This window comes from Dissulfuribacter thermophilus (genome assembly GCF_001687335.1).
GTDB classification, from domain to species: domain Bacteria; phylum Desulfobacterota; class Dissulfuribacteria; order Dissulfuribacterales; family Dissulfuribacteraceae; genus Dissulfuribacter; species Dissulfuribacter thermophilus.
The window spans coordinates 38,943-65,208 of sequence record NZ_MAGO01000005.1 but is presented as its reverse complement, the minus strand read 5'-3'; the positions used below and the strand labels follow the sequence as shown (position 1 = coordinate 65,208).

The following is a 26,266-nucleotide window of genomic DNA, read 5'->3' as shown; positions in this document are numbered from 1 at the left end:
TAAGAGAGTAGCCTGAAATGTAGCGCCTTTCAGGGCATAATAGTTTACAAGCCACCGCCTTTGGCGGTGGTAATTTGACTTAGCGCTTATGCACGAAATCATATAGATCCTCGTTAGCTCGCTCTACAACATCACTAGTAGTACCGTTCGTTTTGCACTGGAATACGGACCGGAAATATAGAACCCATTTGAGCTGCTCCCTCCTTTAAGATTGCCACTTCTGTTGTTTTTCCATCAACGCCGATACATTTTATTGTTACCATTTCCCGGGCGCGAGAGGCATCCCAGTACCAGTTTCGTGTCCAGACATTGCCTCCTGACGTCATAAAAATGGCCTTCATGGAGAGTCCTTGTTGGAAGGCGCCGTTTTTTACAAACCAGTCTTCAGTAGCGCGATTTCCGTTGTAGTCATGCATCAATTCATCGAGATCCTCTGGTGTGGGAAGCATCCAGTTATGGAAACCATAACTATGGACGCTGGTAGTTTGGTTTATCGGGGCATTGGGATTCGGTTGGTCAAGCACAGGAGGATAGCCGTGTACATAGTATAAACCTCCACGGACATCCTTGTAATTGCGGCCAGGTAAAGTCGTTACGGGTCTTCGCATCCACATTTTGCCTGTCTTGGTATCAACAAACAGCCCTTCAGGCACCTCTTGTGGAAGCATTTCCAATTGAAGCTCGCGGTGTTCCCTGTACTCGTCGATATAATGTTGTATTGTGCTATTGGAAGCGCCTTCAGAAACTGCATACTCCACCACGAGTTCTAGCAATGCCAATTGAATTTTGTCATAATAATCAAACAGGCCCTTTATTGTTTTATAGTCATCAGAAGTTATGAATCGGTGTCTGCTCTTCACAACCTCGATCCAAAGCTTCAACAGAGATTCAGAGGATTGATCGCCGTAAAGTGTCCCGTGGAATTGGTTCCTCATGCTTATAAATTTGCTTATTGCATTTTTTATACGTGTCGTTTCATCATTTCGCCAGGTGGTGTTTCCGCTAGAATTGTCTGATACAAGAGTTGTAAGGTCGTCCTGTATCTGTCTAACCTCTAGAGCTAAATGGAAGATCTCATCATTCTTGTTATCATAATGATTCAAAATCAACGCGCCTTTTAGTTCATTTTTTAAGTTAGCCATCTGGTGGGAAATCTGGTCGGAAAGTTGAGTAATTTGATCCTTTATGCCTTTTAATGTATTTATCATTTCAGCGCCATTATCCGGATCAATAATTGAGCCAAGCCCCAACATTTTCAATCCCCAGCCCAGAGTATTGCCGCCGACATAGGACAACGCCCCCTTGGTTAGGCCATCCAGGACATAATTGACCGTTGGGCCTGTCATTGATTTAAGAAGCCCTTCAGGTTGAGGAAAGGGATGAGTGGTGCTTCCTGGAGTTTCCATCTCGTCGATTAGTATTTCAATAAAGGCACTTAATCCCCCATTCTTTTTAGCTTCATTTAAGAATGCCAAATGACTAAAAAAGGCATTGTTGACGGACAACCCCCTTCCTATTGTCACATAGTCAGGTATCTCCAGAAAAGCCTTGACAGTATTTATTGCAGCGGTCACGTTCGTGTCCTTATGTCTGTCCATGTAACGGCTAACCAAGGTTGTAACTGCGTTTACATAGATCGTGTCAGTGTTGGGATTATAATTGCGCACATCAGCCATTAGCTCTATGCCGGCAAGCTCGGGATCACTGCTCGATGGAGTGCAGATCACACGAAAATCAGACGGGAGTTTTTTTTCAACCCCTATTAAAAAAGAGCCAAAGCCGCTGGTAACAGGGCCTTCAGAGTGGTAAATAGCCTTCCCTTCAAGAGTGTAGATGTTCAAAGATGCCCCTGACACTGGTTTCGCTAATGTTACCCAGCCTCTGAAGATAGTGTTCTCCTGATCATCCTGAAGTTTAGCCATGCCTTGGAGCTCAAGCTGGACTGGATTTTCATTTATTAGCTTGAGATCCAACGAATAATTTTCCTGGCCTATGGTCAGGCATGGAATGTGAAGAGTGCTGGATTGAAAATTATATGTGGCGCACTGGTCAGTAGTGGAAACAGCAGCAGTTGAAGATTGGTGGGACAACAAAGATGCATTGCTCGAAAAGTCATAAATATTGCTGTTGCTATTATGGCCGGCGCTAAGGTCAGTTATAATCAATTTACCCACAACATCCCCAGACGATGTAATATAACCGGCAATGTTATCTCTGTAATCATCATTGCCCGAATCTGTTACCGCCCCAAATGTGTTTTCACTTCCATAGCCGCTGAATTCCCCGTTATAGTCGTAGGCTCCGTCATTTGTTATGATGTTTATAGACACTGTCTTTTGCGCATCATCTTTCTCTTCGATGGTCAGCGTCCCCTCTCCATTATGGTTGTGCACTGTGCCGGAAAGGTAGTCCATCTTTTGGCCCATAAAATATATGTGCCAAGTCTTTGCATTGGCAGCCGCTGTTAAGGTGAAGAAAGAAAAGATGAATAAATGAGTCAGGACATAAATGTTTGTTTCCCAAATTTTCATTTTTTTAACCTCCGATAACGTATAGCCTACCTGCTACTGTGGAGCGTCAGCAAAACAGCGGCCAGGAATTCATGCCTTTTGATAAAGTGCTTCTCCTGATATTAGATACAATGTGATTTATTAGGCGCTTATAGCGGGAATTATTAACTAAGAATAAGAGGAGAAGTAAAACATGAAAATTAAAAATATTAACCTTAATAATATTATAGATGTCTGTGTGGATGTTCTCAAGGAAAATTTGTGTTTTTTGTTTCAAGGGAACAGAGTATTAAGAGTTGTGCTAAAAAGAACAAATATTATTGAAAAAAGCTGCTTTTTCAGGCTAAGATTCCAAAACAAGCAGGAAAAAAGGACTCAGGATTATATGTGAACCTACTGTGCAGTATCAAACTATAATGACGAGGGAATTCGTCACCCTCGTGGTTGAAAATAAGAATAGGGAGAGGGTAGAAGGCAGAAGCTGATGAAAGGTAGAAGATAGGGCCTCTGGCTTTTGTACAGGCAGGGCTTGCTTCTACCTTCTACCTGTAATATTAGCCGCAGTAATCCAATGGGTATTTTCACGGTAAGTTGGCAGAATGTGGTGTCGTGTAGTATAATTAAAAATAATTGGTCGGGGCGGAGGGATTTGAACCCCCGGCCCTCTGCTCCCAAAGCAGATGCGCTACCAGGCTGCGCCACGCCCCGACAACGTAAGGTGGAGCCTATTTACCATATGATTGGCTTGGCTTCAAGGCCTAAAAATTAAGCTGGGCTTGGAATCGGGTGGGGCATTTCCACCTTTTCTTTGATAGAGGGGACAAATATGCCTGGAATAGGCCATTTCCCATGGGCTTCGACCAATTCCCAAGCATCTTTTTGTGCTATTAATTCATGGGTTAGGGCGTTGTGTAATGTGTGGCCGCTCTTTTTGCTTACGACCTTACCCAATATCCTGTAGCCTAAGAGGTAGAGATCACCAATTAGGTCAAGGACCTTGTGTCTCACGAATTCATCGGGAAATCTCAGCCCATCGCCGTTTAAAACGCCATTTTCGCCAATGACTACGGCATTTTCCAGGGATCCTCCACGGGCAAATCCATTTTTACGCAGGTACTCTACTTCATGGAGGAATCCAAATGTGCGTGCCCTGGCAATGTGGCGTTCAAAACACTTAGAATTGATTTTGGAAATGAATCGCTGCTTTTCAATTAACGAGTGATCAAAGTCTATTTCAAAATCTACTAAAAAATGGTTTGCAGGCTCAATGCTTATTTCTTTGTCGTCAATAGAAATCGCGACTCTTTTTTTGATTTTCAAAAATTTCCTTGGGCTATTCTGGGGTCGAAGACCTGCCTTTTTCATAATTGAATAAAATGGAGCGGCGCTTCCATCCATCGAGGGTACTTCAGGGCCATGGATCTCTATCAGGGCGTTATCCACGCCAAGTCCAAAAAGGGCAGCCATAAGGTGCTCAATGGTGGAAACTGTTTTCATTCCCTCAGAGGTCTGAATTCCTATTGTGGTACACAGTTGCGTAAAGCACACGTTTGAATAGGTGGCAGGTATAATCGCCTCCTTGCCATCATCTATTCTCTTAAAGCAGATACCAAAGTCCTGTGGGGCAGGTTTTATGGTCATATAGACCTTTTCACCCGTGTGTAAGCCGATTCCTGCGACTTTAACCTCTTTTTTTAGTGTATGTTGACAGCCTTTAGCCAATTTTATGATCCTTTCTATCTAGGAGTTTTGTAAAAGACATAGCAATAAGTGTACCAGGATGAAATATGGAAGGTGGATTTTGTAAGTGGCTGTTTTTAAGGAATAAAAAAACGATCTTTGGTTGGAGATTACTTGGAGTCTCTCTACCTGAGACAAAAAAGTCACATTAGTTAAAGGATAGACCGAGTCGTTTTAGACTCTTTTCATTTTTGGACCAGTCCTTTAAGACCTTGACCCATAGGTCAAGATAGACCCTTTTGCCAAATACGCGCTCCAGTTCTTCGCGAACCATCTGGCCTACCTTTTTTATAAAGCGTCCGTCCTTTCCGATGATTATCCGTTTTTGACTGGGCCTTTCTACATAGATTGTCGCGAAGATCTTTATGCGGGAGCGTTCTGGGTCATGTTCGATTCTATCTACTTCCACGGCAGTGGAATAAGGGACCTCTTCTTCTGCCATGAGGAAGATCTTTTCTCTAATGAGTTCGGAGATGAGTTCTTCATTCATTTGATCGGTTTTTACGTCTTCTTCATAGAAGCGAGGCCCTTCCGGAAGTAATCTCAGTATCTCATCAAGGACTATGTCTACTCCGTCGCTGTATTTTGCAGATATTGGTATTATAGCCTCAAAGGGATAGGCATCTTTTAGGGAGTCTATGATTGGGAGCAAGGACTCCTTGGCCACCCGATCAATTTTATTGAGTACCAATATGACGGGTCTGCCTACCTGCCTCAGAAGATCCAATATCCCAAGCTCGTCACACACCCTCCTTCTGGTTACGTCAACTACAAAAAGCACAACATCTACGTCTTCCAGGGCAGAAATGGCCCATTTAACGAGCATTTTATTGAGAAGCCGCTTGGATTCATGGATCCCTGGGGTGTCGACGAATACGATCTGGTAGTTTTCACCAGACAATATACCCCTGATTTGTTTTCTGGTAGTCTGGGGTTTGGGGGTAACAATAGCTACCTTTTCACCAAGTAACTGGTTTAAAAGGGTAGATTTACCGACGTTTGGAGCGCCGACAATGGCTACAAAGCCCGATTTAAAGATCCCGTTTTCTTGTGGTTGCGATCGATGAGGGTCGCTATCCATCTTTCAATATTTTCAATGCCTTTTTTGCTGCTTCCTGTTCTGCCTTTTTTTTACTCGAACCTTTGCCTCGGGCCAAGACATCGCCTTCGAAGATTAATGCCACTTCAAAGGACCTGTTGTGATCTGGCCCTGAAATTCTCTCTACTCTATATGTTGGTACAACATGAAATTTCGCTTGTGTCAACTCCTGAAGTGCACTTTTATAGTCATCTATTTTAAACTGACTCGTGACATTTTTCAAAAGTTCATCATAGATACTTTTAATAAATTTAAAACAGGGGTCAAGACCGCCATCAAGATAAATTGCACCCGTTATTGCCTCGAATGTGTCTGCAAGGATGCTTTTTTTGTACCTGCCCCCGCTTCTTTCTTCTCCCTTGCCAAGTTTTATGAATTCGCCAATGGTCAACCGCTGTGCCTGAGACGCAAGTTGATTTTCATTTACTAAAAAGGCCCTCATCCTTGTGAGATCCCCTTCAGAGTATTCCTTGCCATATAGATCAAAAAGGAGCTTCGTCATCACGAGCTCTAAAACCGCGTCACCAAGGAATTCCAATCGTTCATTGTCGGAAACCATACCTGAGTGTTCTGTGGCGTAAGATCGATGTGTTAGGGCCTGGTCAAGTAGTGATTTGTCTTTAAAGTTATATCCAATAATGCGTTCTAGACCAGTTAGATCCTCGTTCATTGTAATCCCTCACAGGGTTAGGCAAAGCCTAATCAATATAATGTCCTTTTTTATAAGCGCTAGTACTATGCCCCAAATGCGGGGCATAGGGGATGATGAGCATACTTCACAGCTACCTCTCGCCCTCCAAAGGAGAGCGGGGCCCTTGTGAGCGCTTACCATCCATGTATTTTTCGGCTATCCCCAATATCTATTTCACCCGGAAGGTGATTTTAATGATTTTGGGTCTTGAAGAAAAAAAAGCAAAGATATATTACCTGTGATAAGGTAAGAGTCAAATAGGATAATACTCATAGTTCAATAATTTGTCTCAACGGCGTCACAGACGTTTTAAGGAGGAAGAAATGAGAAGTGATCGAATGAAAAAGGGAATTGAAAGGGCACCCCACAGGTCCCTTTTTAAGGCCATGGGATACACAGATGATGAGATAAGGCGGCCAATAATAGGAATTGCCAATTCATTCAATGAGATAATCCCTGGCCATATACACCTGAGACAGGTTGTGGAGGCGGTTAAGGCTGGGATTCGATTAAATGGAGGGACTCCTGTGGAGTTCGGCTCCATCGGTGTATGCGACGGAATAGCCATGAATCACCTGGGCATGCGCTACTCCCTTTCATCCCGCGAACTAATCGCCGATAGCGTAGAGGTAATGGCTCAAGCACATCCGTTTGACGGCCTGGTAGTGGTACCAAGTTGCGACAAGATAACTCCTGGCATGATTATGGCCATATTGCGTCTTAATATTCCTGCCATTGTGATTGCTGGCGGGCCTATGCTTACAGGTAATTGGAGGGGAAAGAAGGTCAATCTAATATCTGTATTTGAGGGTATTGGCGAGGTCAAAGCAGGAAAACTCACTGAACAGGATCTTTGCGAACTTGAAAATGAGGCATGTCCCACCTGTGGATCATGTGCTGGTATGTTTACGGCAAATTCCATGAATTGTCTCTCTGAGGCAATTGGATTGTCGCTTCCAGGAAACGGTACAATACCCGCTGTGTCTGCTCATAGGATTCGTCTGGCAAAGGCCACTGGAATGAGAATAGTAGAATTGGTCAAGGAAGGACTCACCCCTAGAGACATTTGTACTCCTTCGGCCTTTAAAAATGCAGTTGCCGTTGATATGGCCTTAGGATGTTCTACAAATACGGTCTTGCACGTCCCTGCCATTGCTCATGAGGCAGGTGTGGACCTCAGTCTAGATATCTTTAATGAAATGAGTCAAAAGACACCGCATCTTTGTAATCTAATTCCTGCTGGCCCCCATAGTCTCCAGGAGCTTCATCTGGCAGGAGGTATTCAGGCGATCTTAAAAGAGCTCACCTCTCTTGGAGTAATAGATACAGATGCCATCACGGTTACCGGAAAAACAGTTGGAGAAAACATCAAAGGCCATGAGGTCCGAGACAGGGAGATCATAAGACCTGTAGATGATCCTTATCACAAAGAAGGTGGTATTGCCATTCTTTATGGGTCTCTTGCACCACAGGGGGCGGTGGTAAAGCAAAGTGCAGTTGCGCCAGAGATGCTGGTTCACAAAGGGCCTGCCAGGGTGTTTGAATCCGAAGAAGAGGCATATGAGGCAATACTTGGAGGCAAGATAAATAAGGGAGACGTTGTGGTGATACGCTATGAAGGACCAAAGGGTGGTCCTGGGATGCCTGAGATGCTTTCACCAACGGCAGCTATCGTCGGAATGGGCCTTGGAAAGGACGTTGCCCTTATAACCGATGGAAGATTCAGTGGAGGCACCCAAGGAGCTGCCATAGGACACTGTTCCCCTGAAGCGGCAGAGGGTGGTCCCATAGCCTTTGTGCAGGAAGGAGACCTAATTTCAATAGATATTCCTGCAAGAAGGCTTGATCTATTAGTGGACGAAGACGAGATTAAAAAGAGACAATCTAATTGGACTCCTCCAGAACCCAGGATCAAGTCTGGATATCTCGCCAGATACGCAAAAATGGTCTCTAGTGGGGCAAAAGGAGCGATATTAGAGGGCTGACGTCATGAAAAAAGAAGTTAAAAAACTCTTAATTCATGTTGGGCAGAAAGAACGCTGGGAAGTAAGCATTACAAATGCTGAAAATTTCCTAAAGGCGGCAAAGGAAGGGGAAGAACTTGAAGTAGTAATAATTGCAAATGCGGACTCAGTGTTAAGGGTCAAGGAATGCGATCGCCAGTTGTTTGACAAGATGAAACAGTTCGTATTAGACGGTGGCAAGATCTTCCTCTGTGAAAACTCCCTTAATGCCTTTGGCATTTCAAAGAATAGTCTAGCAGGTTATCTGGGTACTGTTCCTGCCGCAATTATGGCGTTATATGAATACCAAAAGGATGGATGGGTATATGTTCGGCCATAATCTGAGATAATAGCTGCTAGGCTTAAAGGGTCCAGTTTACATGCCAAAATCTGTAGAATTCTGATGCCTTGATGGCATCGAGAGGGATTCCAACAAAATTGCAAAAGGCCTCTATAGCTTCTTTGCTGCCGCTAATGACGTGATACGACTGTTTTCGCCTAGAGTGAAAATTTTCATGAATTGACACATTACCTCTTTCTGCCCATGTGACAGCCTCTGGTATCTGCGAGATGGTAAAGTAGCGGCAGTTTAGTTCCTTTTCTAGGCGCGCTAGGATTTTTTGTATGTCTGGGAGGGGCTTTTTTCGTTTGCTCAAAATCCTTTACTATCCTTGCTCAAAAGAGTAGCTTTATGGTATTCATCGGAAGATTAGGGAGAGCCCTTTAGTTTTTATTAAAGTTTAAATTCTGAGGCTAGGTTGCAAAAGATGTGGAGGAATACTTAAAATCCCCCACAAGTAGATACGGTATAACTGTTGCAGGATTTAGTGATTAGTTTAGGTGAAAGGATTAATTGATTAAATGGAAAGGGTTGCCACCATAGAGAGAAAGACAAAGGAGACTCATATAAGGGCCGAGCTTTCCCTTGATGGTCAAGGAAAAAACTCTATAGAAACCGGGGTAGGTTTCTTTGATCACATGCTCACCCTTTTTGCATGTCATGGCTTTTTCGATCTTGAATTGTCTGCTGCTGGAGATCTTCACGTAGATTATCACCACACTGTTGAAGATGTTGGTATTGTACTTGGCCAGTGTTTTAGTTCCGCCTTGGGTACAAGGGAAAGAATAAGGCGTTATGGCTCAGCATGGGTCCCCATGGACGAGGCCCTATGCCACGTATGCGTTGATGTTGGAGGAAGACCCTATCTGGTTTTTAGCTGTTCATTTAATACACCAAAGATAGGCAGCTTTGATGTGGAACTGGTTGAGGAGTTTTTGAGGGCTTTTTCCAATCACCTAAAGGCCAATATCCATGTGAACTGCCTGTATGGCAAAAATGCTCACCATATGGCAGAGGCCGTTTTCAAGGCGCTTGGGCGTGCTTTGGATATTGCTACCCAGATTGACGAAAGGGTTAGGGGCCATCTCAGTACCAAGGGCCTTTTATCTGAAGATAGCACAAAAAAGTTTTGAGTGTTGAGTTTTGAGTGTCGAGTTGAAGGAAAAGAACTTGAGAAGTTTTGAGTAGAAGGCAGAGATTTCATCCAAAAATGCTGCATATACTTTGGTCGTAGTGCCTTTAGGACATGAGAGTTTGTAGAAGGGAGATGATCATGTTTCGAATACATCTTCTATTTGCTGTTTGCATGAGTTTAGTACTGAGTGGCTGTAGCCACCTTTATTCATCATCTCAGAATGGACCTGTGACAAAGATCCCGGAAGTTAAACGCATCGCGGTTTTGCCTCTGGATAGAGCGAGAATAAAGCCTGGTCAGGAAAAGGCGACGTGCGCCCTAACCGATACAGTATTTGACGTGAGCGAGGTGCCTGAAGAGGCATCTTTGGAATTGACTCGGGTACTGTTTGATCTTTTAAAGAATAAGAGCAATTTCTTTCCTGTGCCAGAAGGCCAATGCGTTGGTTTTTTAAGTTCTCTCATCGAATCGAATGTGAAGGCCTCCCAGATCCGACTCATTCAGGCCTTTGGCCGTGATCTTGGTGCAGATGCGGTTTTATATGGAGTAATCTATAGGTATCATGAAAGAATGGGGGGAGATTACGCAGCGAGCAAGCCGGCCTCTGTGGCCTTTGCACTTCATCTCATTAGGGTACAGGATGGAAAGGTATTATGGCACTACAATTTTGATGAAACGCAAAGGCCTTTAACTAGTAATCTTTTCAAGTTTGGTCTCTTTAAAGAGACTGGAATGAAGTGGGTTACAGCCGAAAAACTCGGTGAAATTGGACTCAAGAGGGCTGTTCAAGACCTATTAAATAGACTTCCATAACGAAAGAAATGGATATTCAAGAGAGCCAGGTAGTAGAATTTCTGGAAGGAGTTGTGGATGCAGTGTGCCTTGGTAAAAAGGGTACGCGCTTCCACCTCTTGACTCATCTAGGACGTGAGACAAATTTGTCTAAAAATCGGGTGATTCATATCTCATCTCAGCGGATAAAGACCTCACCTAGAGAAGAGGCCATAACTATCTTAAAAGAGATAAACGAACTCAGGTCATTCATACAAAAAGACATTGACATAGCAGAGATATGGGAACTTCTCGAGGGCGAAGACCAGGTCTGGAACCCTAGGGAATTTTCAGAGATCATCTTCGGGGAAAAGTCCACTCCAGACCATGAGGCTGCAAGTATTAGGGCTGTAATCACCGAGAGGACCCACTTTAAGTTTAAAGATGGTTTTATCCGGCCTCAACCCAAGGAGGCTGTAGAGAGACTTATTGAACAGAGGAGACGAGAAGAAGAAAAGATCAAGAGACTCGAACAGGGGACTAAATTACTCAATGCCATTTGGGGAAAAGATAAATCTATATCGGAGATTTCAGACACCTCAGAATGGATTGAGGCCATCAAAGACTACTGCATCCAGGGTGAAGACTCAGAGCGTTCAGGAGAAGTAAAGGACCTTTTTAAAAGGGCAGGGCTCTCAAGTCCTATTGCCCCATTTGAAACTCTTGTAAGGGCTGGCATCTGGAGCGAGGACGAGAATATAGAACTTTTGAGGGCGGGGATTGAACGCACATTTTCCGAGGAAGTCATTGGCGAGGCCAAAAAGATTTCAGAAGACTACCAACAAAAGGCATTGTCAGACGAGACCCGTGAGGATCTACGTGATTTAGATGTTTTTACTATAGATGCCCTTCAGAGTAAGGACTTAGACGACGCACTGAGTTTTAGGGAGGTCGATGGCGGAGTTGAAGTTGGTATTCATATCACAGACGTAGGGACGTTTATAAGGCCCGGCTCAAGGCTCTTTGAGATTGCCATGGAAAGGGCTACGAGCATTTATCTTCCAGACGAAATCGTCCCAATGCTCCCTGAATCCCTAAGTAATGAGACCTTTAGCCTGTTGCCGGAAAAAGAGCGGGCGGCACTCAGCTTTTTTGCCCTCATTGACGAGGAGGGCGGAGTCAGGGAGACTAGGATCGTTAGGAGTGTGATCAAGTCCAAGAGAAAGATGAGCTATGAAGAGGCGGATGAACTCGTAGCCAAAGAAGGGACCATCAAAAGGCTGTATGACCTTGCACTCCTACTACAGAAAAAGAGGATTAAGGAGGGAAATGCCCTTCCTCTTCCTATTCCAGAGCTCTCAATTAGGGTGGAAGATGGACAAATCCGTGTATGGCTTGATGAACCTGGCCCTTCAAGGTTCCTTGTCTCAGAACTTATGATTTTGGCCAATTCCATTGCTGCGAAATTCTTGAGGGACAATTCGATTCCTGCCTTGTATAGGAGCCAGCCAGAGCCCAGAGAGAGGATAATCAATGGGGCTGAACAGGATCTTAGATCGAATTTCCGTCAAAGGAGATTGATATCTAGGGGAATTCTCGGGCCAGAACCGGATTTTCACTCAGGTCTTGGCCTCGAGTGCTATACCACCATAACATCGCCAATCAGAAGGGCCCTTGACCTTGCAATGCAGATCCAGATATTGGAATACCTGGCATCCAGTGGGCCTAGGTTTAGCCAAAAGGAGCTTGATGGCATCTCCATCAACATCCAAGAAGGCCTTATCCGTGCCGCCTCTGTGAGACAGGCAAGATTCCGCTATTGGCTCCTCAAACACCTGAATGAACGGAAAGGCGAAGATCTGAAGGCGTGGGTCCTCGATATCCTAGACAATAAACTACTTTTGGTCCTTGAAGACTACCTCATTACAGTGGATATACCTAGACAACATAAGATGGACTATTACCTTGACCAGGAGGTATATGTAAGGATAAAGAAAGTGAATCCTAGGGAAAATCAGTTAAAATTCGAATGGGGGAAGATGTAAGGAGGGGAGTTTATGGAACGTTATCTGTATTTGGTATTGGCCTTGGTAGGTGCAGGGGCAATTTATTATGATCAAGATCTCCTGAATACGTGGATAGGCCCCGCCATTGTGGGAGGTCCCATAGTTGCATGGATTATTGCAACTATCGCAAGTAAACAGAAAAAGGCTCCTGAGGTTGGAAAGGTTCATGAGGAAAAGAAGGCAGGGCCCAAAGAGGTCCAGCCTGAAGAGGTACTCAAAGTAGAGCCTAAGGAAGAGACAGTTGCCGGGCCAACTCTTGAAGACATTGAAGAGCATGCAGACGAATACAGGAAAGAAGGAATCATTTGGCTCCTTTCGGTATTTCAAAGGGAGGGGCGTCTGATAGATTTTATAGAAGAGGACATTACGCCTTTTGATGATGCCCAGGTAGGGGCAGCAGCACGCCAGGTCCATCAGGGTCTGAGAAATGCCCTCAAAGACGTATTGACCCTGGGACCCATTATAGATGCCCAGGAAGGCACTGAAATCGAGGTGGACGAGGACTATGACCCCAAAAAGATCAGGCTTACTGGCAATCTTACAGGCAAACCTCCTTATAAGGGAAGTCTTATGCATCCTGGCTGGAAGATAAACGCATTAAATCTTCCAAGCTTTGGTCAGAGGGCAAAAAGTGAAATAATTTCACAGGCAGAAGTAGAGATTAACTGATGAGTGAAACAAAAGAAAAAATATCTATTGGAATAGATCTCGGGACTACTAATTCGGTACTCTCGTATTGCGAGTCATCCTCATCGGACATTTTGGTATTTAATGTGCCTCAACTAGTGGCCCCTGGAGAGATTGCAAAAAAGAGGCTTCTGCCTTCGTTTATCTATTTTCCGACAAAGGCTGAAAAGGACTCTGGAGACCTGAGGCTCCCATGGGATCCATTTGGCGAAAGGGTAGTTGGTGAATATGCGAGACAGAGAGGAGCTGAGACATCTGGGCGTTTGGTTTCATCGTCCAAGAGTTGGCTCAGCTTTTCGGGTGTAGATCGTACAAAGGCAATCTTGCCCGTAGATGCTGCAGAGGACTGCCCAAAGATATCTCCAGTTGTAGCGGCGGCAACCTTTTTAAGACACCTTAAGGCCTCATGGAATTATGATCTGGGTAAGAGCCTTGGAGAGCTAAAAGACCTCGACGTGACTATTACTATCCCGGCCTCCTTTGATGCTGTTGCGAGAGATCTCTCTGTTCAGGCGGCTCGTTCCGCAGGTCTAGAGAACGTAACTCTCTTGGAGGAACCCCAGGCCGCATTTTATGCCTGGCTATATCAAAACAGAGATTCTTGGAAGGATCTCATTAGGGTAGGGGAGGTAATTCTCGTCGTAGACATTGGTGGCGGAACTACGGATTTTAGCCTCATCCAGGTGAAGAGTGAAGGGGGAGGCATCGGCCTTGAGAGAATCGCCGTTGGAAGGCACCTCCTTTTGGGAGGAGACAATATGGACCTCGCCCTTACCGAGGTGATCTTAAATGAAATGGCAGAGGCCCAAAGGTCCTTTAGCCTCAGGCAGTATAACCTTGTGGTACAGAATGTCAGGGCTGCCAAAGAGGCCCTTTTAGAGGATCCTTCAAAGACGGAGGTCGCCTTTTCCTTACCTGGACCTGGTAGAGGGCTTGTTGGCGGTACGATTCGGGCATCCCTTAAACGCGATGTAGTAGAAAAGGTCCTGATGGAGGGGTTTTTCCCAGAGTGCGCCTTTACAGACGCTCCAAAGGACGAACTCCAATCTGGGCTGATGGAGTTTTCCCTTCCCTATGAAAAGGACTATGCAATCACAAGGCATCTGGCCGCCTTTTTGAATCAAAATAGTGATGCCCTTCCCACTCATCTGCTATTCAATGGCGGGGTGTTTAAGGCAACGTCTCTACAGTCGCGGATCATAAAACTCCTGAATAAATGGCTTGAAGCAAAGGGGAAGTCACAAATTTCCCTTTTGAAACCAGTAGATTTAGATCTCAGTGTAGGCATAGGGGCGTCTGCGTTTTCTCTAGCGCGCCAGGGTGCGCTTTGGCGCATAAAGGGTGGAATAACGCGAAGCTACTACATAGGGATCGAAAAGGCAGGGCCAGCAATCCCTGGTATGCCTCCAAAACTCATGGCACTATGTCTGGTTCCAGAGGGTGCCGAAGAAGGTTCTGAGTTCGCCATTGAAGGAAGGACCTTTGGGCTTGTTGTAGGACGGCCGGTCAGTTTCCCGTTCCTTGCCTCCTCAACTAGGTCAGGGGATGCCCCTGGAGATCTTGTGCCAGAACTTGGGGAGTCTATTGAGCCCATTTCACAGCTTGAGTCCACTCTTGAGGCACCTGGCATTGCCCCTGGCACAGTTATCCCTGTGACGCTCAAGGTTAAGGTTACGGAGATCGGCACCCTTGAAATCTATATGGTCTCTGAGGAAAAAGGACTCAGCTTCAAGATGGAATTTGGCGTAAGGGAATAAGATTTGGCCACCATTTTAGAGTTTGAGGAAAGACGCGGTTTAAAGAAAAAGGTCGCCAAGTATCTGGAAGATCCATCCCTCATTGCAAAGGAGGGAGAGATCGCCATTAGTTCCATTGTCAGGGCCTTTAAAGTGGCCTCTGACGAGGAGAGAAAGCGCATGTTCCTGGTCCTTAGCACCCTGGCTCAGGATGAGCTATGTTGGATTCTGGTCGCGTTAATAGAAGATCCAGAGGCAGACGATGACCTCAAGGATCAGGCTGCCATTTATCTCAGTGTAATAGGTGCTTTTGTCTCTAACCCCCAGCTTCTCACCAAAAGATTGAATGACCTCGTAAAAGGCCCTGATAAGGAGGCAAAAATAAGGGCAGTTATTGCAATGGGGTGGGAGGGAAACACCCAGTCTGTCCCTATTCTTGCAGAACTTCTTCATGACAAGGATCCAGAAGTGCAAGAGGTAGCGGTCATAGCAATGAGTAATCTTGGCGACTCCAGGCTCTTTGGCATCTTGACAGACAGATTGAAGGGGGCATCTTCCCAGCAAAAGAGGGCGATTTTATACAACCTATGGCGATTTGAAGGTAAGGAAGAAGAGGCCATGAACGTATATTGTGAGGCCCTTTCAAAAGAAGAACCCGGCCTCAAGTCAGACATCCTTACCATCATGTCAAAAATGGATCTGGATTCTGTGGAAGACGGGTCCTTGGTAGAACAGACCCTTAGGAATTATTTGGGAGATCCTGATCCTCAGGTTAGGCTTGCCTGTGTAAAGGCCCTTTGCGAAAAGGGGAGCCTGGGCATAAAAGATGCACAACGACTGGTGAATGACCCGAACATGGAGATAAAACGTATTGCCCTAAGCGTATTGGAAAAAAGAAGGTCTCAATAGGCCTTGAGACTATGAGGGTACGTAGTCTTCGGCCACTCCCACTGGAAATGCCGTAAGGTCCTTGGCAAAGGCAGTTTTCAAAAATGTGTTGACCCACCAAAATATATCTTTTCGCTTTACTACCCGCCTGAGATGCTTCATTCTCTTGACTCTTTCTTCGTAGGGCATTCTGTAAGCCTTTAATATGGCCTTGGATACCCCCTCTACGTCGTAGGGGTTGACCATAATTGCTCCTCTGTGGAGTTGAGCAGCGGCACCTGCAAATTCACTTAGGATAAGTACTCCCTTTTCATCGAGGTTGCAGGCACAGTATTCCTTGGCAACCAAGTTCATGCCGTCCTTTAAAGGGGTAATGAGTGCGATTTCCGCAAGGCGGTAGTATGCTAGGAGTTCAGTTCGATCCAAGCTCCTATAGAGATAATGTATTGGGATCCATCCAGACGTGGTAAATCGGCCATTTATTTCGCCCACTAGCCGCTCTATCTCTGCCTTGAGTTCCTGGTATTCTGGGACCTCTTCCCTGCTTGGAACCACGACCTGTACAAGGCTTACATTGCCTCTGAGTTCTTCATAGTGCTCAAGGGCGTTTTTGAAAGCACATAGCCTCTCTGGAATGCCCTTAGTGTAGTCCAGTCTGTCCACTCCAAGGATTACCTGTCTTTCAGGTAGTGCTTCATGGAGGTACCAGGCTGCCTCTGCTACCTCTTTTGAACTGCTGTCTCTTGCAAATGACTGATAGTCAATACTTATTGGAAATGCCCCAATCCTGATGCTTCGACCTTTAAAATCTACAGATGAAATCGAACCCCTTCCACGAATTTTGACCTCCCTAATCAATTGGGAAAGACTGTTGAGAAAGTGCCTTTTATCCCTCATGGTCTGAAAGCCGATCAGATCGTATTGTAATAGGGCTTCTAAGACCTTTTTCCTCCAAGGAAGCTTTAAAAAAATGTCCATAGGTGGAAAGGGTATGTGCAAAAAGAACCCTATCTTTTGCGTACATCCCATTTCCCTCATGAGGAATGCTACATGCATAAGGTGATAATCGTGCACCCAGATGTAATCCTTTGGTCCGGCATTTTGCCTTATTGCCTCTGCAAATTTTTTGTTGACATTGAGGTATTGATACCAATAACTGGGCTTGAATCTGCATCGTGTTTGAAGGTCATGGAAAAGAGGCCAGATGATCTCATTAGAAAATCCGTGGTAATACAATTTGATGTCTTCTTCTGAAAGGGGAATGGCCTTAAGGTGATAACCCGTTTTTTTTGAGGCCTGATGAATAAGACCCGAAAGATCTGGGTCATGAGGGGCTCCGGACCATCCAATCCATATCCCGCCTCTGTCTCTGAGTACTGGAGCTAGGGCGGTAACAAGCCCTCCTGCCCCTGGGACTACCCGTTTTTCGCCTCCATCATTTACAATCCTAATAGGGAGCCTGTTTGATACGGCAATAAGTCTTTTAGGAGTTTTTTGTACATTCATTCATTTTTTACCTAAATCCTGCAATTGGCGAGTTTGCCCTTTGATAGCGAGGCGCAGGGGTTGCAGACGTACTTAGGTACTTCAAGCCCCTTGCAACAAAGAGACCTGGGTAAAATCGCCAATCCCGTAGGGCGGCAAAAGGGGACGAAAAAACTACACGTTTTGCATTCACTAAAAAAGTGAATTCAAGCAAATGGTTTTTGTATGGCAACTGTACGATATAATATTTAAAAATCATTTCTGTCCCTTTTTGCCGTGCAGGATTTAGGTTTTACAATAAAACGCTTTAATACATCTTTCAACTCATGAGGGGGTTTTACCCACACATCTGCTTTTGTTGGTCTGTATTCAGGGCGCACTAAAAAGCTAACTCCCAAGTCGCCGAGGGCTGTAAATGCATCTTCATCAGTCAGGTCATCGCCGAAATAGGAAAAAATGGTGTCTCCTTCTGTCTCTGATAGGATGGTTCTTACAGCAGTTCCCTTGTCAACACCCTGGGTCCTGAGCTCTATTCCACCGTCAAATTCCTTTATTTCTAATCCTGTGCCTTCAGATATTTTTTTAAAGGCATCCTTGGCATATGTGAGCAGGGCCTCTATCTTGTCTTTTTCAAGCCCCCTAATGTGAAATGCCAAAGAACCGTACTTTTGTTCGATCCTGTCCGACATACCGTGGGTTTTTGCCCATTTTGAGGCCTTGGAAAAGGCCTTTTGTACGTCTTCTGTGATGGGAGTTCTGGTCACGCTACCATCGTGAAGGACTCTTTCCATTCCATGGGCACCCCATACTTCGTAGGGGTTTTTTAGGGGTAAAAAATCCTTGATCTTGGCTGCGTTGCGCCCTGTTATAATTACGATTTTATTTGTTTTAGAGGATACGATCTGGTCTAAGATCTCTAAGACCCCTTCGTAAGGATAGGCCCTGTCCCTATCCACTACGAAGGGGGCCAGTGTTCCGTCGTAGTCGAGCATGATGAGACGCTTTATTCTGGGATAATCTCTTAGACAGTCGAAAAATGCCCTAACTTTCTCAGGATTTTTGATTGTCTTCATGGGGCCAGTGATAAATCGATCCTGTCTTCGAACCCATGGAAGATTGCAATCATAAGGGCAAGGTATTCCCTGAGATGACGGGTTACGAGGAAGTTGTCTTTGACGAACCTCTTTGCCCTTTGTCCCATTTCAAAACGTTTTTCTGTAGAGTGGAGCAGATAGCGAATCCTAAGAGCAGCGCCTTCTGGGGTTCTCACCTTAAAACCCGTGTAATGATCTACTACCTGTAGTCTAATTCCACCTGTATCTCCTCCGATTACTGGCTTACCCTTCCACATTGCCTCAGATACTGTGAGTCCAAATCCCTCTTTGATGGATTTTTGGAGCACGATGTCCGCCGCCCTTTGGAGGGCATTGATGGTCCGGTGGGCATCTGGGGGAAGTACCAATATGTGAATGTCCGGATCTCCGTTTGCTGCCCTTTTTACCTCTTCGAGTACCACCTCGCCCTCTGGATCGTCTGTTGCCCCACCTCCAGCTAACACCAGTTGAAGGGGAATCATTCTTTTTGCCTCTTTGTAGGCAGCAATTACTCCAAGGGGATCTTTAAATCTGTCGAATCTGGACACTTGTAGTATCAGAGGAAGATCGCGTTTTAGGCCAAATTGGTCAAAGATCCCATCAACTTCATTTGCTGGTAGTTCTATATTTTTCTCACTCAGTGGATCAATGCTAGGAGCAATAATGTATTGAGGATGTGGGAGGGGTTGGGCAAATTCTGCAAGAGAAAATATACTAGCATCATAATCGACAATTAGATTTCTTATGTATTTCCAAACTGGCCTATAGGGTCTTGAGCAGTCTATATGGCAGCGCCATATCCATTTGCCCTTTCTGTCTGGAATATATTTTAATAGGGCAGCCGGTTGGGGGTCATGTATGAATACGAAGTCTGCATCTTGAAGGACGGGCTTTAATTCCTCGGCATTTTGGGCATTTACTCTTTCGTATTCTTCAAGAGCACTTTCAGAGATCAGCACTGTCTTGCCCTGTAGGCTGTTATGAAATCCCTTTGTGCACTGGAAAAAGCGATTAGTTCCCTCAATCACCTCCCAGCGTGCATCCAATCCAAGGGCCTCCATCATTGGCACTATCTTTCTCAGTAGTTCGGCAACACCCCCTCCTTGTCTCGTGGAATTCACATGGACGACCTTCATGCCACGAAGGGGTTCTGCAAGCTGTTTCAGGTGTTCAACTACCTCTTTTCCGGCTACTTGATTATACTGTTCCAATAGTTCCATTAACTATTTCCTCCATTAAAAAAAGCTATACATTCTTGGTGAATCATGGCCCTGAGTGCCTCTAACGAACCAAAGTAGGGATCCATTTGTTTGAAGGAATTGGCTAATGGTTCATATTCTTTACCCCAGCCTACTAGCCATGCGCTAAAGTCATTGGTCTTTTCAGGAGTACGTCTTCGTGCGTCGATAAAATGGTAGAATATGCTTCCGGGAGACATCTGGGGAACGGCCTCTTTGAGGTCTTTTGGTTCGTTAAGGTTAAGGCCAGTGTCAAGCACCACAAGTTGACTCTGTACGAAATAGAACTGTTCGTCTGCTCTGGCCCCTGGGACGAATTCATATTCAAAGAGATAGTCCTCTATCCTTTCAATAAGTTCTTGTCTTATGGACTCTATGTCTTCGAATTCTGTTGGATCTATAACACTCAGTTTCTCTGCAAGGGCCTTTTCGTGGAGACTATGATAGACCCATGCAGCAAAGTCGTTGTTGTATTCTGGTTCATCGAACTGGGGTTGCAGGAATCTACCCCAGAAATGATGATATATGCTGCTTTCCGGTACGCGTTCAATGCATTCCTTGAATTCTCGTAGAGTCTGGGCCCTAAAACCTGTGCTCATCCTTACCAGGGCACAGTCGCGTACATGGAATTTCATGTTTTTATTGTTTTCCATAGGTATTCCTCCAGATTTCATGAACAAAAGGGGCTTATAACAATTTTTTACAATAATCAATAGGTTTTTATCTTTTCATTTATACCTAAATACAGCAATTGCCTAGTCAGTAGTGGAGGGGGGCCTGAGAAAATATGTGTGAACAAGATTTTATTTATACCCCTTGACTATGGAAAAAGGCTACTTATTTTTTTGTTAGAAAAAAGGTGATGCAAATAGGCGTTAAAAATATATATCAAGAAAAAAAAGAAGCTTTATTCCGGTAATTGCGTCTATTTGAAAATAAACCAAAAATAAAAAAGGAGGTGAAAGTATGTTTGAACTCACTCCCTGGAGGCCATTTGGAGAATTAAGGACTCTTAGGCGTGAAATGGATAAACTTTGGGAAGACTTCTTCGGAGGTCAGGAGTTGGTATCCACAGATGGCGTGTGGGTACCTGCGATTGATATCTCGGAAACCAAGGACGCCATTATCGTCCGGGCCGAGATTCCTGGAATGGATGTAAAGGATATAGAAATCAACCTTACAGGTGATGTCCTTACCATAAAGGGTGAAAAGAAACAGAAGGCAGAGGAGAAGGATGAAAACTTCCACAGGATTGAGACCCGTTACGGTGCTTTCCAGAGGGCTATAAGGGTCCCTGTAAGCGTTGATTCTGACAAGATACAGGCAAAATATGAAAAAGGCGTGTTGAAGATTACTCTTCCAAAGAAGGAAGAGGCAAAACCCAAGCAGATAGAGGTCAAGGTAGAATAATTTAGACGCCTATTAGCCTTAATAAGGCCTCTATGGGTTAGGTCTATTAAAAGGCGGCCAAAAGGCCGCCTTTTAATTTTGAAGATTTTATCTTAATCCTTCATGACAAATGTCAAGAAATAATGGAAAGTCGTTTTTTTATTGAATGTATTTTCCCCAAAAAAAAAAGTTGTTGCCTTCCTTTGGGATTGCATGATTTAGGTTTTACATTATGATCCCATTTTACATGGGAACATTCCATAAGAAAAAGAAAAAAGGGCGGCATAAGCCTAAAAATACCCAACGGAATTTCATCACATCTTTAATCGTAACCTCTCTATTTATAGTTCTGCTGTTTTACCTTGGTGTGGATGCTAATAGTCTTGCAAAAAGGATTATTTTGCCACTCAGTAGATTATTTCTGATAATCGCGCTGACGCTCAGTATAAGCGGATTCGTTGAAGGAATGGGATGGAGTAAAATCATAGCAAGGTATGTCCGTCCTTTAATGAAGATGGGTGGTTTTAGTGATCATGCTGGCATTGCATTTACAACGGCATTTCTATCTGGCGTCGCAGCCAATACTATGCTCTTAAATGCCTATGAGGAAAACAAGATTACCGAAAGGGAATTGTTCCTAGCAAACCTCTTGAATACCGGTCTGCCGAGCTATTTTTTACATCTGCCAACAACTATCGCCATAATCGTGCCACTGGTTGGAAGGGCAGGGGCCATATATCTCTTGATAACCTTTTCTGCTGCTCTACTGAGGACGATCGTGATCACGCTGTGCGGGAGACTTATTTTAGTGAGAAATAGGGCCCAGAGAAACCATGGGCCGGCATCGGTTCCCAGGGCAGAGGAACAAGAAAAAGACGGCCTTGGAAAGGCAATTACCCTTATAAAAAGATATCTGAAGACGAGATTGACTAGGATCGTTGTCTTCACCATTCCAATCTATCTAGGAGTGGTTCTGGCCCAAGAGGTCGGAGTGTTTGACTGGTTGCAGGAAAAGAGTGCGTTCTTTATACAGCTTCAGGGTTTTCCAGTAGAGAGTGTTTCAGTAGTGGCCTTTACTATAATTGCCGAATTTACTGCAGGCGCAGCTGCAGCCGGAGCTATGCTTCATTCAGGCATTTTGACTGTGAAAGAGACGGTTTTGGCCTTAGTCCTCGGCAATGTTATTGCAACGCCTTTTAGGGCAATTCGCCATCAACTCCCAAGATATCTTGGCATATACAGGCCAGCCATGGGCATTAAACTACTGGTAACTGGGCAAACTCTTAGGGTGGTAAGCGTTATAGTAGTGGCCATTTGTTATGTATATTGGCTTTAAGAAAAATTCGAATTTTATTGCAAAAGGGGGCGTACCGTGCAGGATTTAGGTAGCATGGCGTTGATACAGGAAAGGAGACAAATAAGATGATGCCAGGCAAAACAAGACCCTTTCATAGTGTGTCTTTCCTCAATTTTCTATTTTTTCTTATGCTTTTTTATCCTCCATTAGTGACCGCTAAAAACTATCAAGGCACTTATAATAATTCTTTACCTAAAGTCTCAATAATTGTTGAATACGATGAGGCCACAGGTATCCTCAAAGGTAGAGAGATAATTAGGTGTAATGAGGGCATTGATGTTGAAATTAATGGCCATATCATGCACTTAAATAAAAAAGAATGTAATGAGGGCTATGAGCATACAATAGAAAAACAGATTGGTTTCATCCGGAAAAATGTTGCCCTCATTGGTAGCTGGTATGCTGCTCCCACAACACTTGCCCTCTATGAACTTCAGGTCACAGTGCCCTCTGGCCTTGAGGTGGTATCAGAGTCCGATGATGTGGAGGTAGTAAAAAATCAAAGCGGGGGAAATACCTTTTTCTTTAAGTTCCCCCATCCAAGACAAGATGTAACTCTTGTCATTGGAAGGTACGTTGTCTTTTCAAAAGACTTTGATGGAATAAAAATTAACACCTATTTCTTTGAAGAACACAAAGGTCTTTCTGTTTCTTATATAGATAAGACTATTGATTATATCAGGGATTTTGAGAATAGATTTGGTCCCTTTCCATTTAAGAGGTTTTCGATTGTAGAAAACGAGTTCCCCACTGGTTTCAGTATGGCAACTATGACCTTAGTGGGTCAGCAACTCCTAGAGTACCCCTTTATGGTAGAACAATCATTGGGCCATGAAATTGCTCACTCTTGGTTTGGAAACAGCCTGTACGTTGACATCAGAGAGGGCAATTGGTGTGAGGGACTCACAACGTACGTAGCTGACTACTATTTCAGCGAAAAAAAAGGTGAAGATAGGGATTACAGACACGATACTCTCATAGATTACCAAAGCTATGTTCATCAAGGTAACGCCATTTCCCTCTCAGATTTTAAGTTTAGATCAGACAGGGCCACCAAGGCAGTGGGCTATGGAAAGGGAGCCATGGTGTTTCACATGCTTAGAGTGAAACTTGGAGACCAGATATTTTATCGTGGACTAAAGAAATTTATAAAAGAATATTCTTTTAAAAAGGCTGGGTGGAAGGATATTGAGAAGGTCTTTGAAGAGGTATCAAAAGAGGATCTTTCTCAGTTTTTTCATCAGTGGATCACGAGAAACGACATACCCAGCCTCGGGATCGAGAGACAGACACTGACCAGGGAAAAGACTGGGAACTACAAGGTAAGTTTTGATATAGTGCAGTTTCAGGCACATCCTTATCTGTTGGATGTTCCAATTCTCATCGTGACTCCAACCGTGGTATTAGATAGAACGGTGAGGACTTCAACCTCAAGGAGACATGTAACCATTGAGATTGATTCAGAAGACATCCCCACAAAAATTATTATAGACCCGGGCTTTGACCTTTTTAGGACTCTGTCCTCTTCTGAATTTCCTACGACTATTTCCAGGCTATTGGGAGATGAAAAAAAATATGTGTATTCAAATGAGAATTTACATATAGATGGCTTTCATAAACTTGGTCCTGGCGGAGTTAGTAGGGAGATATTGACTGAATCTTCAATACTGTTCGTTGGAGAACCGCCAGAAGATATTTTAGGCCTAAACCCAGATTTTTCAGCCCTTCCATCGGGCAGTTTTATCAAGATTTTTCAAAATCCCTTAAACCCTGAAAAAGTGATTGGTATTTTGAGGTTTGAGAACAAACAGGATCTTCAGGCAATCATCAGAAAGATTCCTCACTATGGTCGTTATAACTACATAGAAGTTAAAGACGGAGTGGTTGTGAAAAAGGAAAAGGCAAGAGGGGATCGAGGTATTGAGGCAGATTTGAAGGCCCCGATCCTGGGTATAGCCTCAAGCGATCTCTCTGATCTCTCCACAATCATAGACAGAATAAAGACTGCTGATGTTGTGTTTGTAGGAGAAGAACATGATCAGTATGCCCATCACCTTGCGCAGCTCGAGGTTATTCGTGGGCTTGTAGAGCGGGGATTTAAGGTAGCAGTGGGAATGGAGATGTTTCAGAGGCCTTTTCAAGAGGTGCTGGACAAGTTCATAAGGGGAACGATAACTGAAAAGGAATTTTTGAGGCAAAGTGAATACTTTTCCAGGTGGGGATATGATTACGTGCTCTATAGGCCAATTCTAAGATTTTGCAGAGAGAAAAAGATCCCTGTAATTGCACTCAATCTTAAAAAAGAAATCTCTAAAAAGGTCGCACGTTGTGGGATTGAGTCATTGTCAGAAGAAGAAAAAAAACTCATTCCAAAGAGCCTGGATATTAGTAACGAGGCCTATAAAAAGAGCCTTAAGGTCATTTTCGATGCCCATGAAGACAATCAGTTAGGAAACTTCGAATATTTCTATCAGGCCCAGATACTATGGGATGAAACAATGGCCAAGAGCGTGGTAGAATATCTTAAGGCCCATCCTGGGACAAAGATGGTGGTCCTCGCTGGCATTGGTCACATTGGATTTGGATATGGTATCCCAAGCAGGGTTAAACGCAGGGCCGATGTCAAGACTGCTATCCTTGCGGCTACAGGAGATATTTCTGATCCTACTATGGCCGACTATTTTATATTCCCTCCATTTGTTCCCAAACCCTTTAGCGCCCGTCTTGGGGTTATCCTAGATGTCACTCCTGGCAAACCTATCACTATTAAAAAGGTCATGCCTCATAGTGCCGCTTTTAAGGCTGGGTTAAAGAAAGGAGATCAGTTACTGGGCTTTGATGGTGAACCCATTAGGTCCATAGAGGATTTGAAGATAGCACTCCTTTTTAAGGGCCCCAAGGACACTTGTACCCTAACTATCAAACGTCCAAGACGGTTTTTGAGGGACATAAAAAAGACGATAACAGTAGGCCCCTTTGGCAATGAAATGATGTTTCACGGGCATGGTTCTCTAAAAAAAGAGGTAGTTTTTGATATGAAAGCAGTAAAGTTTGCCATATTGGGAAATACAGTAGTGTGCTTCATGAAATTTGCTGTAGCCTTTACTGGAGGAAGCGCCTCGATGTTTGCAGAGGCCATCCACTCCCTCGCAGACACTTTGAACCAGGCGTTGCTATGGGTAGGCATTCGACGAAGTCGCATAGGGCCATCAAAAGAATTCCCTTTGGGGAGAGGTCAGGAGAGGTTTGTATGGGGGCTTATCTCTGCGTGTGGAATTTTTTTTGTAGGTGCAGGAGTTACCATCTACCACGGTATCGAGGGGCTTATTCATCCAAAACAACCAGAAATCAATAAATGGACTGCTCTGGTTCTAATGGCCTCGTTTATTCTCGAGAGTACTACACTTTTAATTGCCTGGTTCGAACGCAAAGAGGCAGATACTGCTAACCTAGCCGTACTTTTAGAGGACACTGCCGCGGTTTTTGGTGTCTTTTTGGCCACAGGAGCAATCATTCTTACCAAATTAACAGGCAATATATATTGGGACTCTTATGGTTCCATAATCGTGGGTATAATGCTCGCTATAATTGCCGTTATACTGATTAAAGAGAATTTGAGCTATTTGATTGAAAGGGCCAGCCCTGAAAAACTCCAAGAGGAGGTCAGGCAGTACCTCGAAGAACTTCCCCTTGTAGAGGACATCAAAGAGGTGAGGATGATAGTGCTCACACCTGATGAGCACAGGCTTCGTGCAGAGGTTGAAATAAATGGTTATTTATTGGTTAGAGAGATGGAAGAGAGTCTCCGAGACGACTTTGAAGACATAGAGGATTTTGGAGACTTTTTACAGTTCTGTGCGGCATTTGCAAATCGGGTTACGAGAACGGTTGGAGCAAAGATCGACGAGATGGAGGCAATATTGAAAAAACGCGCCCCCTATCTCAAATATGTAGATATTAAGCCGTCTTAAAGGAGAAGTTTTGAGTTTTGACTTTTGAGTTGAAGGAAGAATGGGTAGGCTGAATTGAGCGCAGCG

At 44.3% G+C, this 26,266-nt stretch carries 21 protein-coding genes and 1 tRNA gene; 12 read left to right on the top strand and 10 right to left on the bottom strand.

Annotation, left to right across the window (positions count from 1 at the left end):
- Window positions 1-134 precede the first annotated feature (134 nt).
- Window positions 135-2,531, bottom strand: a complete 2,397-nt coding sequence (locus DBT_RS05340) for a DNA-binding protein (RefSeq protein WP_067617400.1) — start codon at window positions 2,529-2,531, stop codon at window positions 135-137.
- A gap of 172 nt (window positions 2,532-2,703) precedes the next feature.
- Here DBT_RS05340 and DBT_RS05335 point away from each other — a divergent pair, with 172 nt between their 5' ends.
- Window positions 2,704-2,901 carry a hypothetical protein gene (locus DBT_RS05335; protein WP_067617397.1) on the top strand — a complete coding sequence of 66 codons (198 nt, stop codon included), beginning with the start codon at window positions 2,704-2,706 and terminating at the stop codon, window positions 2,899-2,901.
- A 240-nt stretch (window positions 2,902-3,141) separates the two neighbouring features.
- Here DBT_RS05335 and DBT_RS05330 read toward each other — a convergent pair.
- The 4 genes from DBT_RS05330 to rnc form a co-directional block, all read right to left on the bottom strand.
- Window positions 3,142-3,218: transfer RNA gene (locus tag DBT_RS05330), tRNA-Pro, on the bottom strand.
- 57 nt (window positions 3,219-3,275) lie between these two features.
- Window positions 3,276-4,232, bottom strand: a complete 957-nt coding sequence (gene lpxC / locus DBT_RS05325) for a UDP-3-O-acyl-N-acetylglucosamine deacetylase (RefSeq protein WP_067617394.1) — start codon at window positions 4,230-4,232, stop codon at window positions 3,276-3,278.
- A 166-nt stretch (window positions 4,233-4,398) separates the two neighbouring features.
- Window positions 4,399-5,331, bottom strand: a complete 933-nt coding sequence (era, locus tag DBT_RS05320; RefSeq protein WP_067617391.1) for a GTPase Era — start codon at window positions 5,329-5,331, stop codon at window positions 4,399-4,401.
- Window positions 5,324-6,019: a ribonuclease III gene (rnc, locus tag DBT_RS05315; RefSeq protein ID WP_067617388.1), complete on the bottom strand. Its 696-nt coding sequence runs from the start codon at window positions 6,017-6,019 to the stop codon at window positions 5,324-5,326. Before rnc ends, era begins: the two co-directional genes overlap by 8 nt.
- 344 nt (window positions 6,020-6,363) lie before the next feature.
- Between rnc and ilvD the strand changes: the two genes are divergently transcribed.
- Together ilvD and DBT_RS05305 are read left to right on the top strand one after the other, a co-directional pair.
- Window positions 6,364-8,025 carry a dihydroxy-acid dehydratase gene (gene ilvD / locus DBT_RS05310; RefSeq protein ID WP_067617384.1) on the top strand — a complete coding sequence of 554 codons (1,662 nt, stop codon included), beginning with the start codon at window positions 6,364-6,366 and terminating at the stop codon, window positions 8,023-8,025.
- A gap of 4 nt (window positions 8,026-8,029) precedes the next feature.
- A complete protein-coding gene (locus DBT_RS05305; protein WP_067617382.1) occupies window positions 8,030-8,383 on the top strand; it encodes a DsrE family protein in 354 nt (117 codons plus the stop codon).
- 22 nt (window positions 8,384-8,405) lie between these two features.
- On the opposite strand, the gene DBT_RS05300 is transcribed toward DBT_RS05305, so the two are convergent.
- Window positions 8,406-8,699, bottom strand: a complete 294-nt coding sequence (locus DBT_RS05300; protein WP_067617378.1) for a hypothetical protein — start codon at window positions 8,697-8,699, stop codon at window positions 8,406-8,408.
- 205 nt (window positions 8,700-8,904) lie between these two features.
- On the opposite strand from DBT_RS05300, the gene hisB reads away from it, so the two are divergent.
- From hisB to DBT_RS05270, 6 genes are all read left to right on the top strand, one after another.
- On the top strand, window positions 8,905-9,516 hold the full coding sequence (gene hisB, locus DBT_RS05295; RefSeq protein WP_067617376.1) for an imidazoleglycerol-phosphate dehydratase HisB: 612 nt from the start codon (window positions 8,905-8,907) through the stop codon (window positions 9,514-9,516).
- Window positions 9,517-9,656: 140 nt separating this feature from the next.
- Window positions 9,657-10,331 (top strand): hypothetical protein, encoded by a 675-nt coding sequence (locus tag DBT_RS05290; RefSeq protein WP_067617373.1) that lies wholly within the window; start codon window positions 9,657-9,659, stop codon window positions 10,329-10,331.
- 8 nt (window positions 10,332-10,339) lie between these two features.
- Complete coding sequence (locus DBT_RS05285; RefSeq protein ID WP_067617370.1) at window positions 10,340-12,334, top strand: ribonuclease catalytic domain-containing protein; 1,995 nt, start codon at window positions 10,340-10,342, stop codon at window positions 12,332-12,334.
- A 12-nt stretch (window positions 12,335-12,346) separates the two neighbouring features.
- Complete coding sequence (locus DBT_RS05280; RefSeq protein WP_067617367.1) at window positions 12,347-13,024, top strand: DUF2760 domain-containing protein; 678 nt, start codon at window positions 12,347-12,349, stop codon at window positions 13,022-13,024.
- A complete protein-coding gene (locus DBT_RS05275; RefSeq protein WP_067617364.1) occupies window positions 13,024-14,799 on the top strand; it encodes an Hsp70 family protein in 1,776 nt (591 codons plus the stop codon). Before DBT_RS05280 ends, DBT_RS05275 begins: the two co-directional genes overlap by 1 nt.
- 3 nt (window positions 14,800-14,802) lie before the next feature.
- Complete coding sequence (locus DBT_RS05270) at window positions 14,803-15,687, top strand: HEAT repeat domain-containing protein (protein ID WP_067617361.1); 885 nt, start codon at window positions 14,803-14,805, stop codon at window positions 15,685-15,687.
- Window positions 15,688-15,696: 9 nt separating this feature from the next.
- Here the strand turns inward: DBT_RS05270 and DBT_RS05265 are convergent, their stop codons facing one another.
- The 4 genes from DBT_RS05265 to DBT_RS05245 form a co-directional block, all read right to left on the bottom strand.
- A complete protein-coding gene (locus DBT_RS05265) occupies window positions 15,697-17,172 on the bottom strand; it encodes an alpha,alpha-trehalose-phosphate synthase (UDP-forming) (protein ID WP_067617358.1) in 1,476 nt (491 codons plus the stop codon).
- 227 nt (window positions 17,173-17,399) lie between these two features.
- The gene (otsB, locus tag DBT_RS05255) at window positions 17,400-18,224 is read right to left on the bottom strand and encodes a trehalose-phosphatase (RefSeq protein WP_067617352.1); all 825 of its coding nucleotides are present in this window, start codon (window positions 18,222-18,224) and stop codon (window positions 17,400-17,402) included.
- Complete coding sequence (locus DBT_RS05250; protein ID WP_067617349.1) at window positions 18,221-19,465, bottom strand: glycosyltransferase; 1,245 nt, start codon at window positions 19,463-19,465, stop codon at window positions 18,221-18,223. The genes otsB and DBT_RS05250 overlap by 4 nt, the downstream gene beginning before the upstream one ends.
- Window positions 19,465-20,136 carry a DUF5752 family protein gene (locus DBT_RS05245; RefSeq protein ID WP_067617346.1) on the bottom strand — a complete coding sequence of 224 codons (672 nt, stop codon included), beginning with the start codon at window positions 20,134-20,136 and terminating at the stop codon, window positions 19,465-19,467. Before DBT_RS05245 ends, DBT_RS05250 begins: the two co-directional genes overlap by 1 nt.
- Window positions 20,137-20,449: 313 nt before the next feature.
- Between DBT_RS05245 and DBT_RS05240 the strand changes: the two genes are divergently transcribed.
- The 3 genes from DBT_RS05240 to DBT_RS05230 all read left to right on the top strand — a co-directional run bounded on the left by DBT_RS05240 (window position 20,450) and on the right by DBT_RS05230 (window position 26,200).
- Window positions 20,450-20,893, top strand: coding sequence for an Hsp20/alpha crystallin family protein (locus DBT_RS05240; protein ID WP_067617344.1), 444 nt, complete (start codon window positions 20,450-20,452; stop codon window positions 20,891-20,893).
- A gap of 211 nt (window positions 20,894-21,104) precedes the next feature.
- Window positions 21,105-22,208, top strand: coding sequence for a nucleoside recognition protein (locus DBT_RS05235; RefSeq protein WP_141674219.1), 1,104 nt, complete (start codon window positions 21,105-21,107; stop codon window positions 22,206-22,208).
- A gap of 86 nt (window positions 22,209-22,294) precedes the next feature.
- Window positions 22,295-26,200: a ChaN family lipoprotein gene (locus DBT_RS05230; protein ID WP_067617341.1), complete on the top strand. Its 3,906-nt coding sequence runs from the start codon at window positions 22,295-22,297 to the stop codon at window positions 26,198-26,200.
- The last annotated feature ends 66 nt before the right edge of the window (window positions 26,201-26,266 follow it).

Excerpts from the sequence above, each read along its gene's own strand:
- DBT_RS05340 (WP_067617400.1), bottom strand. The coding sequence starts at position 2,531 with ATGAAAATTTGGGAAACAAACATTTATGTCCTGACTCATTTATTCATC.
- DBT_RS05335 (WP_067617397.1), top strand. The coding sequence starts at position 2,704 with ATGAAAATTAAAAATATTAACCTTAATAATATTATAGATGTCTGTGTG.
- era (WP_067617391.1), bottom strand. The coding sequence starts at position 5,331 with ATGGATAGCGACCCTCATCGATCGCAACCACAAGAAAACGGGATCTTT.
- rnc (WP_067617388.1), bottom strand. The coding sequence starts at position 6,019 with ATGAACGAGGATCTAACTGGTCTAGAACGCATTATTGGATATAACTTT.
- ilvD (WP_067617384.1), top strand. The coding sequence starts at position 6,364 with ATGAGAAGTGATCGAATGAAAAAGGGAATTGAAAGGGCACCCCACAGG.
- DBT_RS05305 (WP_067617382.1), top strand. The coding sequence starts at position 8,030 with ATGAAAAAAGAAGTTAAAAAACTCTTAATTCATGTTGGGCAGAAAGAA.
- hisB (WP_067617376.1), top strand. The coding sequence starts at position 8,905 with ATGGAAAGGGTTGCCACCATAGAGAGAAAGACAAAGGAGACTCATATA.
- DBT_RS05290 (WP_067617373.1), top strand. The coding sequence starts at position 9,657 with ATGTTTCGAATACATCTTCTATTTGCTGTTTGCATGAGTTTAGTACTG.
- DBT_RS05285 (WP_067617370.1), top strand. The coding sequence starts at position 10,340 with ATGGATATTCAAGAGAGCCAGGTAGTAGAATTTCTGGAAGGAGTTGTG.
- DBT_RS05280 (WP_067617367.1), top strand. The coding sequence starts at position 12,347 with ATGGAACGTTATCTGTATTTGGTATTGGCCTTGGTAGGTGCAGGGGCA.
- DBT_RS05275 (WP_067617364.1), top strand. The coding sequence starts at position 13,024 with ATGAGTGAAACAAAAGAAAAAATATCTATTGGAATAGATCTCGGGACT.
- DBT_RS05265 (WP_067617358.1), bottom strand. The coding sequence starts at position 17,172 with ATGAATGTACAAAAAACTCCTAAAAGACTTATTGCCGTATCAAACAGG.
- otsB (WP_067617352.1), bottom strand. The coding sequence starts at position 18,224 with ATGAAGACAATCAAAAATCCTGAGAAAGTTAGGGCATTTTTCGACTGT.
- DBT_RS05250 (WP_067617349.1), bottom strand. The coding sequence starts at position 19,465 with ATGGAACTATTGGAACAGTATAATCAAGTAGCCGGAAAAGAGGTAGTT.
- DBT_RS05245 (WP_067617346.1), bottom strand. The coding sequence starts at position 20,136 with ATGGAAAACAATAAAAACATGAAATTCCATGTACGCGACTGTGCCCTG.
- DBT_RS05240 (WP_067617344.1), top strand. The coding sequence starts at position 20,450 with ATGTTTGAACTCACTCCCTGGAGGCCATTTGGAGAATTAAGGACTCTT.
- DBT_RS05235 (WP_141674219.1), top strand. The coding sequence starts at position 21,105 with ATGATCCCATTTTACATGGGAACATTCCATAAGAAAAAGAAAAAAGGG.
- DBT_RS05230 (WP_067617341.1), top strand. The coding sequence starts at position 22,295 with ATGATGCCAGGCAAAACAAGACCCTTTCATAGTGTGTCTTTCCTCAAT.